10 protein-coding genes and 2 pseudogenes are annotated in these 9,273 nt (G+C 38.2%); 5 read left to right on the top strand and 7 right to left on the bottom strand.

Annotation, left to right across the window (positions count from 1 at the left end; genetic code table 11):
• From M992_RS14170 to M992_RS14155, 4 genes and pseudogenes are all read left to right on the top strand, one after another.
• Positions 1 to 220 (top strand): annotated as a pseudogene (locus M992_RS14170) (fimbrial protein); the annotation flags it as partial.
• A gap of 276 nt (positions 221 to 496) precedes the next feature.
• Positions 497 to 751 (top strand): hypothetical protein, encoded by a 255-nt coding sequence (locus tag M992_RS14165; RefSeq protein WP_211257342.1) that lies wholly within the window; start codon positions 497 to 499, stop codon positions 749 to 751.
• A 395-nt stretch (positions 752 to 1,146) separates the two neighbouring features.
• Positions 1,147 to 2,133 carry a pyridoxal-phosphate dependent enzyme gene (locus tag M992_RS14160; RefSeq protein ID WP_211257341.1) on the top strand — a complete coding sequence of 329 codons (987 nt, stop codon included), beginning with the start codon at positions 1,147 to 1,149 and terminating at the stop codon, positions 2,131 to 2,133.
• A 20-nt stretch (positions 2,134 to 2,153) separates the two neighbouring features.
• Positions 2,154 to 2,531, top strand: a complete 378-nt coding sequence (locus M992_RS14155; RefSeq protein ID WP_053909177.1) for a RidA family protein — start codon at positions 2,154 to 2,156, stop codon at positions 2,529 to 2,531.
• A gap of 317 nt (positions 2,532 to 2,848) precedes the next feature.
• On the opposite strand, the gene M992_RS14150 is transcribed toward M992_RS14155, so the two are convergent.
• From M992_RS14150 to M992_RS14140, 6 genes are all read right to left on the bottom strand, one after another.
• The gene (locus tag M992_RS14150; protein ID WP_053909176.1) at positions 2,849 to 3,709 is read right to left on the bottom strand and encodes a LysR family transcriptional regulator; all 861 of its coding nucleotides are present in this window, start codon (positions 3,707 to 3,709) and stop codon (positions 2,849 to 2,851) included.
• 279 nt (positions 3,710 to 3,988) lie between these two features.
• Positions 3,989 to 4,102 (bottom strand): IS3 family transposase, encoded by a 114-nt coding sequence (locus M992_RS15710; RefSeq protein ID WP_390892509.1) that lies wholly within the window; start codon positions 4,100 to 4,102, stop codon positions 3,989 to 3,991.
• Between the two features lie 279 nt (positions 4,103 to 4,381).
• On the bottom strand, positions 4,382 to 4,648 hold the full coding sequence (locus M992_RS15185; protein WP_134473768.1) for a hypothetical protein: 267 nt from the start codon (positions 4,646 to 4,648) through the stop codon (positions 4,382 to 4,384).
• Positions 4,649 to 4,959: 311 nt separating this feature from the next.
• Positions 4,960 to 5,931, bottom strand: a complete 972-nt coding sequence (locus M992_RS14145) for an alpha/beta hydrolase (protein WP_162200748.1) — start codon at positions 5,929 to 5,931, stop codon at positions 4,960 to 4,962.
• Positions 5,932 to 5,970: 39 nt separating this feature from the next.
• A complete protein-coding gene (locus M992_RS15525) occupies positions 5,971 to 6,066 on the bottom strand; it encodes a twin-arginine translocation signal domain-containing protein (RefSeq protein WP_134473766.1) in 96 nt (31 codons plus the stop codon).
• Between the two features lie 97 nt (positions 6,067 to 6,163).
• Positions 6,164 to 7,375: an MFS transporter gene (locus M992_RS14140; protein WP_053909174.1), complete on the bottom strand. Its 1,212-nt coding sequence runs from the start codon at positions 7,373 to 7,375 to the stop codon at positions 6,164 to 6,166.
• A 126-nt stretch (positions 7,376 to 7,501) separates the two neighbouring features.
• Here M992_RS14140 and M992_RS14135 point away from each other — a divergent pair, with 126 nt between their 5' ends.
• Complete coding sequence (locus M992_RS14135; RefSeq protein WP_248842538.1) at positions 7,502 to 8,377, top strand: LysR family transcriptional regulator; 876 nt, start codon at positions 7,502 to 7,504, stop codon at positions 8,375 to 8,377.
• A 676-nt stretch (positions 8,378 to 9,053) separates the two neighbouring features.
• Here M992_RS14135 and M992_RS14130 read toward each other — a convergent pair.
• Positions 9,054 to 9,273: pseudogene (locus tag M992_RS14130) on the bottom strand (fimbrial protein); the annotation flags it as partial.

The following is a 9,273-nucleotide window of genomic DNA, read 5'->3' as shown; positions in this document are numbered from 1 at the left end:
AATCGATGGCGAGCTTAAAACTAACTTAGCCGGTGTTGGGATTAATTTATCTTGGTTGGATGGCAGCCCGATTGATCTTTCTGGAGTCAATAAACGCTTTAGTGCAAATAATAATCATCAATTTGATATTAGCTTCTTTGCAAAGCCGTATGCTCAAGCCCAAACAGTTGAAAAAGGTTTAATGAAAAGTAGCGTTATCATCAATGCTCTCTATAAATAGATGCTCCTAAATTAAGGTATAAGGATCTAATTATCCAAGACACCTTGTTAGAGGTATCATAACCAAAACTAACGAGATCAGTATGGGTCGTAAATCCTTTACGCCAGAGTTCAAACAAGAGTGTGTTGAACTGGTTATCCGCCAGGCCAGGGGTATCAAGTTAAACAAGCAAGTTAAACAAGCGGTGATGGATGTGGATCTGTCCACATTGCAGCGTTGGTTGCGTCAGTATCGTGGGGAACAAAAAGAGTTACTCGAAAAGATGTCATTGAACTGGTGCGTGAAATTGATGGACGAGGCGCTAAGGTTCAAGCGGGTAATGTATTACGAGAGCTGTCAGCAGCTTATGAGTTTGCGATCGGTCTAGAGTATTTTGATGATAATTTTGCTAATCTTGCGTTATTGGCGAAATCGAGTTTGCAACAAGCGAAGTTTAAACTGACCAGCAACAAAGGAACTCGTTACCTCGATGACAACGAACTCAAGGAATTTTTAGCGTGGTTACCAATTTTAGTTGACCACTACACTTAAATTACGTGTGATTTTTCAAAATGCTTTCGTATAGCTATGGATTCACAACTCATTATGCCTACAGTTCATGGTAAGTTTGATCATTTGGCTGTTAAACATCTAGTTCAACTTCGAGGCTCTCAGATTCCATTCTCCGCGTATTTACAATGTCCCAAAATTAATTCCATTCAGGAATTGGACATATGCCTTCATTTCGCTAACTCTTATCCTGTTCAGTTTGTATGCTTACTCTAAGTCAGTGATATGGAGTTTACGAAATGAAGTACATATGTATGCATTGCGACAAAGAGTACACGCCTGAACCTCTTTTAATTCGGTGTGATTGTGGATCTGCTTTGTGGGTTAAACCTGAAAAAAGTTTCTCGAAATCGGATTTGATTACTGATGACTTCACCATGTGGCGCTACTCGAAAGTGTATCCACTTGATAGAAAGTCTGTTGAGATTTCGTTCAATGAAACTATTACTCCGTTGGCATCGGCCAAAATTGCCAATGTAAATATTTTGGCCAAAATGGATTCTTTGATGCCCACCGGTTCGTTTAAAGATCGCGGTGCTGCCATGGTTGTCAACTATCTCAATACACAAGGGATTCGAAGTATTTCGGAAGATTCGAGTGGCAATGGTGGCTCAGCTTATGCTGCCTATGCAGCGAAAGGTAACTTTGACTGCAACATATTTGTCCCTGCCGGAACGTCTCTTGGGAAGACAGTTCAAACACGGCTTTATGGTGCTCGTTGCCTTGAGATTGAAGGCTCTCGAGAAGATGTGGCGCAAGTGGCGATGAACAGCAAAGAAACTCATGATAGCTATTATGTCGGTCATAACTGGCATCCGCTGTTTATTGAAGGTGTGAAATCTATCGCTTATGAAATTTGGGAGCAATGTGGCTATCTGGCTCCTGATAACTTTATCGCCCCTGCGGGGAACGGCAGTTTATTGGCTGGAGCATATCTGGGGTTTCAAGAATTGTTAAATGGCGAGGCAATAGACAAAATGCCACGACTGTTTGGGATCCAGACCGAAGGGATACAGCCCTTTGTACAGCAGTTTAATGGTGAAAGCATCGAAATCGGTTCGACAGATACTCTAGCCGAAGGCATTAAGATCCAATGTTCCTCTCGTATTGACGAAATCATTGATTTTGTTCGTCAGTCGAATGGTGGTTTTGTCAGCGTGAATGAATCACAAATAGAGGAAGCTTTACGTAGTATGGGCAAGCAAGGTTTTTTCATTGAACCGACGTCTGCGGTAGCGTTTGCAGGGATCAAAAAATTGATTGATTCAGGCGACGTTGAGGATGGACAAATTACTGTTGGTGTGGTCACAGGAAATGGTCTTAAAGCGACGAATGTACTACAAAATTTATTGGCTAATGATTAGATAACGATAGGGGAACTGCGATGAAATACATTCAAACCGATAACGCACTCAAGCCGGCAGGGCATTACAGCCAAGCGATCAAACATGCCGGATTACTTTATGTGTCTGGTCAATTACCTATCGACCCGGATACGGGGAATAAAGTTAACGGTGATATCAAAGAACAAGCAAATTGTGTTTTTGATAACTTGAAGCTCATTTTGAAACAGGCAGATACGGATATAAATCAGGTCATTAAACTGGTCATTTATATTTCAAGTGTAGAGTTGTGGGATCAAGTGAACGATATTTGTGGCGACTTTTTTATCAGTCATAAGCCAGTTCGAACCATTGTGCCAACGCGCGATCTGCACTTTGGCTTTAATATAGAGGTTGATTGCATCGCCATTTGCGAATGATATTAACGCTTCATTTTTCGTTTATTGCTCAATATGATTAAGAATAGTGATGTCTAAAAAACGTGCCATTATACTATCTACTGGGGGCATAACAAATGCGTGGTTCGCTCAACCAGGCTTAATACTGGCCATATATGCAAAAACCTTGAAGTGGATGATGACGGACTTAACTTTATTATTGCCTGTCGGAGTCTTAGCCCGCAAAAATCTCAGATTTTAGTACAACTAATGATTGCCAATGGCGTTTTTGATCCAGCTAAGCAGCAACAATTGTTAGAGCTGTTTTAATTGGCTACTCTAATGTTATTCCCTACGGCTCAGTGATTGAATAAATCTGAGTTGTAGGGGACGCTACAAAGCTTTTTCACGAGACTTTTCACACGGCTTAAGTTGTAGCTATTCTGTCTAACACACACATTTACTGGACGGATCAGTGGATTCAATTCAGAAAAACTGTGTACCTTTGACTTATCGATAGACAAAGTATGGATTATCGATAACGGGATCAGCGCGGGTGCTGCCCCCTGTAATGCGAGATGGGCAGCGGCCGTATAAGAATCAAGTTGCATTAGAGGCTTGACGTTCAATTTCTCTAATATGGTAGATTGATAAGAATTTGCAGAGTTACTTAAATCTGTTGTGATCAAGTACTCTGGCAATGTATTCAGTGGCTTACTGCTTAATACATAGAATTGTTCATCAAACAGATGGAAGGTAAGTAGTCCTGTATGCGCAGGTAAAAAACCAGCACACAACCCCATTGTTGCTTGACCAGATTTTACGTGTTCAATGATTCTTGGAGTATGATTAGTTGAGATAATGATCTGAGGATCCGACTGAATTTCTGACGAGAGTAATCTACTAAAGTAGCCCGAAATTAACGTTTCTGAACAATCAATCTTGATGGATACCGTATTTTCATCCATCAGACTTTGTTCGTATATTTGCCCACGAAGTTCGTTGAACGTTGGGCCGATATTGTTTATCAATACCAAGGCTTCATTGGTGAGACGGACATATTTCCCATGTGGTTCAATAAGCTTTTTACCTAACCTTTTCTCTAAATGATTAATCCGCTTACTCACGGCTGATTGACTGATATATAGCAAACTGCCTGTTTTACTCATCGTTTTTGCTTCTGCCAATACCAAAAGCGTCTCGATTCCTTCCAGCAACATACATTAACCATCCTTATTCTTGATAATATTGAATCGAATAATTTTGCTTTATTGAAAAACCAATATCTAACAAGTTATCGATATCATCTACATTGCACACATTAACACGAGAAGTTAAACAATTTATTTAACTATTGTTGCAATAGCTTCTATGGCTTGTTCTCTGTTCATATTTGTGCAAGGGGGGTACTTCGCTAGATACTCTTTTTCAACTTAAGCTAGTAACTTTGCAACTGCGCGACCCGCAGGTGTAAGGGGCAACTAAAATTGGAGATTGTTTTAGGCAGTTTTTTGTAATTTATGCGCATATTGCGCTGGCGTTATATTTCCCAATCTTAAAAATCTTAAATGTTTTCTTTTTTGATTATAGAATGGTTCGATATAATCAAAAATATCACTTATGGCTTAGTGTCGAGTATCATAACGTCGATAACTGACTCGCCCAGATTTTAAACTTCTAAAAAATTGTTCTGTGACGGTATTATCTAAGCAATTTTCTGCACGGCTCATACTTCCTTCAATACCTTTTTTTAGTGACTCTTGAAAAGAGTCACTAGTATATTGACAGTCTAGATCTGAATGAAAAATAACATTACTCTTAATTTGCCGCTTTTGAACCGCAAGACGTAGAACTCTGGTCGTTAGCTCGCTATTCGGTTTATCAGAAAAAGTTCAGCTAAAGACTCGTCGAGAGCATAAGTCTAAGCTAACTGCTAGGTATAACCAGCCTTGTCCTGTGCGAATATAAGTGATATCTCCTGGCCAATAACGATTGAGTTTTTCCGGGGTGAACTGCCGATTCAATCTATTAGGCAAAATGAAAGAAGCCCGTTTTCCAGCAGGATAGCGATGAGCTGCCACTAAACCTAACCACGCTATGAGATGACGGACTTTGTCTATACTAAGGATAAAGCCTAAATCTAACAACTCAGAAAGCATTCTAGGTTTATTATACGTTGCATCTATTTCATGATGGATACGTTTAATAGACGCTTCTAATCGATACTTATCAGCATCAATTATGTTAGGCTTCGCATGATAATAAAACGAGCTTGATGGTATAGATAAACAGCGACAAATCTGTTTATAAGTATTAAAACAAAGTTATATAAAAAGCGGCAGTTGCAGGATAAAGGGTTTTTGTGGAATTTGATAATGAACCTCAATCATCAAATCCCCTGCAAGCAATGACAAACACGTCTCTGCTTTATTTATAGACATCGTGACTTAATCATTAAAAAGATTAAACTTTATAAGTTCTGCTGAAAGAAATCTGTAATCTTATTAAATGGAATTTTATTTAAATTATCATATAAATCAACATGATCGGCATTCGGAATAATCAATAATTCTTTAGGCTCCAATGCTAATTTATAAACATCTTCTGAATAGTAGCGCGAATGTGCATTTTCCCCTGCAATCAGTAAAATGGGTCTTGGAGATATCATTTCAATATTGGCATACATAGGAAAATTAAAGAAAGATATAGGTGTTGTTGCCGTCCATGCTGCAGTCGAATTAATTGAACGAGGATGAAAGCCTCGAGGAGTACGATAATAATCAAAAAATGCAGCTAATACAGGTGGTGCATCCTTTGGTAATACTTCAGGTAAAACACGCTGTCCTTCAATAACATGGCCATTTTCATTAAAGAGTACTTCATGATAGCCGAGAGCATTGTCGCCATTTTCTGCATCTTTCCAACGCTGTTGGCTAAGATAATCAATCACCTTATGTCTTTCTTCAAGAGTATAACTATCTTGATAACCACGGCTGATACTACGAGACATATCATACATTGATGCAGTAGCCACAGCTTTAATTCGCGGATCACTACCGGCGGCAGTTAAAGCCATACCACTTAATCCACAGATAGCTAACACACCAATACGCTCGCGATCAACATTTGGCTGTAGCCCTAAAAAATCGACTGCTGCACTAAAATCTTCGGTATTTATATCTGCAGAAGCGACATTTCTAGGTTCACCACCACTTTCTCCCGTAAAAGAAGAGTCAAATGCTAATGTGATGAAACCACGCTCTGCTAATGTTTGAGCATATAATCCAGAGGATTGCTCTTTTACGGCACCAAATGGCCCACTTAATACAATCGCAGCTAATGGCCCTCTTATATTTTTAGGTTGATATAAATCGCCCACTAAAGCTATACCATAACGATTTTTAAATGTGACCTTTTTATATTCAACTTTATCGCTTTTCATAAAAGTTTTGTCCCATTGTTGATTAAGCATCGTCTTTGATTACGATAATGCGGGAGCTGTAAATATTGATGTCATACCTGCAACGGCAATAATTACGCCAGTTAATTTTAATAATCCCCGACGTTCATTATTCATAATATATATCCTCTTCTATTTTTCATTTTCTTAGAAATGCTTATTTGTTAACTTAACCAATTGACATTAAATTGTATTAATTATTTTTTTATGAAATTTAAATATATTCTTTTCCTTTTTCAGCCCTCGCAGTGAATTGAACAAGTATTGCGGCTACAATCAAAAGTAAGGCACTAACCGCAAAAGCACTTTCATATCCTCCTAAATCAAATAATATGCCTCCCATAGAAGCGCCACAGGCAATAGAAATTTGGATAACTGCAACCATTAAACCACCCCCTACTTCTGTGTTATTTGAAAATATCCGAGGTATCCAACTCCACCACCCAACAGGTGCTGCGGTTGCAATAAATCCCCAAATACTCAGTAATGCGATGACAGCAAAAAGAGAATGACCAAAGAAAATTAATGACACACCAATACTAGCCATCAACAGTGGAATGACGATAAGCGTGCGATAAAAACCTCTGTTTAATAAACGATTGATAAGTAATGTCTCAATAAATCCAGCAATACCAATCAATAACAAGATAAAAGTCACCATCGAAATATCGAGTTTTGTCACTGTTTCAAGGAAAGGGCGCACATAGGTAAAGAGAGTAAATTGGCCCATGAAAAATAATCCAATAGCGAGCATACCTAACGTAACGACTCGATATTTAAAAAAGCTAAAAATATTGAAAACCTGTGATCTATTTTGATGATTATCTGAGTCAGTCGGCATTGTCGGTAGGCTCATCCATAACCAAATAATGGTTATAATCGCGATAGGGACTAGACTCAAAAAAGCGCCTCGCCACCCAATAGTTGCGCCTAAATATGCCCCTAATGGTGCTGCAATAACTGTTGCTAATGCATTACCACTATTAAAAATAGCCAATGCTTTAGACACTTGTTTTGTCGGTACAAGACGCATTGCTATTGCAGCAGACATAGACCAAAAGCCACCCACAGCAACACCGATAAGCGCTCGACCTACCATATAAATGTAATAGTTAGGTGCTAAGGCAATCATTGCCCCTGAAATGCCCATCAATAGCGTAAGCCCTAGTAACAGAGCTTTACGATTTAAGCTACGAGTAAGAACAGAAATAAATAAGCTCGTTACAACAGCAAACAAACCAGAAATTGTAATGCCTTGTCCTGCCATTCCCTCCGTCACTTGAAAATCAGTGGCTAAAGGTGTTAATAAACTCACTGGCATAAACTCAGAGGCTATCAATACAAAAACACAAAGTGTCATGGCAAAAACGGCACTCCAGTTAGCTCTTTCAGGAGATTTTTGTTCTCGAAGAATTGTATTATCCATAGGTTCTATTCATCTTTGTGTTTACGATATTTAATAGACATTATCATCGCATATAGATGATAATTTAATTAGTAGGTGTAATCTTTATGAACTTGTGAGAAAAATTCATCAATGGTAAAAAGTAAAATGAATGACTTGCATGCTTTTCTTATCGTTGCTCAAGAGCAAAGTTTTACGAAAGCAGCCGCAAGACTCGGTGTAACGCCTTCGGCTTTAAGCCACACAATACGGATTTTAGAAGAGCGATTAGGAATTCGGCTTCTTACAAGAACAACTCGAAATGTTTCTGTGACAGAGGCTGGTGCAAAACTAATGAATGCTATTAGTCCATTATTTGAACAGATTAATATTGAAATTAACGCATTAAGTGAGTTACGGGATAGCCCTAGGGGGACTATTCGTCTAAGTTGTACCGATGATCAAATAGAAACTTATATTCGACCCATATTGAGTAACTTTTTACAAAAATACCCTGATATCACATTAGAGATGTATGTGGATTATGGTTTTACAAACGTTGTTGAAGAACGTTTTGATGCGGGAATACGAATTGGCGATGATATCAATAAAGATATGATCGCGGTACGTATTGGGCCTGATTGGCGTTTAATTGCGGTGGCTTCTCCCGCTTATTTTAAACAACATCTAAAACCTAAATCTCCTTCCGATTTATCTAAACATCAATGTATTAATATTCGACATCGCGCTGCGGGTTCTATTTATGCGTGGGAATTTAATCTGGATGCTCATATAACAAGTATAAAAGTAGAGGGACAACTCGTTTTTAATAGTACTTTGCATCAATTAAATGCAGCGCTTGATGGTATGGGAATAGCCTATATTCCAGAATCTTTGGCTGAACCATATATTTCACAGGGTAAACTACAATCTGTATTGACAGATTACAGCCCTTACTTTGAAGGTTTCCATCTGTATTACCCAAATCGTCGCCAGTCTTCCCCCGCATTTATGGCTTTTGTAGAAGCAATAAGGTATCGATAAAAAATCATCGTAAATAAAGTTCAAGGTTATTTTTCCAAGGAGTTATTTAATACTAAAGACGATATAAAGTATCTATTATTGTCAATAAACTACCAGCTATGTGGATAATACGTCTGCTCCTCGTGAAAAGTAGATCTTTAGCCCAGTTAACGTGTCCGTTCTGTGCCAAGGAGCGGGCATTACTGACCTCACAGTACATTAGTACTGACGGAGTAGGGCTGTGATCCAGTTATAAGATGCATGGTATTTATTTATTTTATACCCGTTATTCTTTTAGTGGCTATTTAGTCATCAATTTTACTGGGTATTAAATCTAAGTGTAATAACGATTGATTTTCATCCACTAGCAGAGCTTAATTATAAAAATAACCGCTAGGCTTTTATTTATATTTAAGCTAAATGAGACTAAAATAGAGCGTATCCGGATTGCTTTGCATCAGGTTTTGCTTTCTATTTATAAAGTAATTATCAGTAATTCCTAAAGAGGCTACAGCTTTTAGTATGCTATAGCCTAATAGGTTACCAATCAGACGGTTTGTTGCTTAAATATTGAGGTATAACTTCTGTTTGGTGTTTTTTTATTTAACGCCCAATAGCTAGAGTATATTTGATTATTTTTGAGGTGCTCTGTTTGATTAAAGCAGAGCACTCCTATGAGATCTTAATTTAGGAGCATCTATTTATAGAGAGCATTGATGATAACGCTACTTTTCATTAAACCTTTTTCAACTGTTTGGGCTTGAGCATACGGCTTTGCAAAGAAGCTAATATCAAATTGATGATTATTATTTGCACTAAAGCGTTTATTAACTCCAGAAAGATCAATTGGGCTGCCATCCAACCAAGATAAATTAATCCCAACACCGGCTAAGTTAGTTTTAAGCTCGCCATCGACT

The sequence above is a fragment of the Moellerella wisconsensis ATCC 35017 genome, from assembly GCF_001294465.1.
In the GTDB taxonomy this organism is placed as follows: domain Bacteria; phylum Pseudomonadota; class Gammaproteobacteria; order Enterobacterales; family Enterobacteriaceae; genus Moellerella; species Moellerella wisconsensis.
The sequence above is the reverse complement of the archived record's forward strand: the minus strand, read 5'-3'. Positions and strand labels throughout refer to the sequence as shown.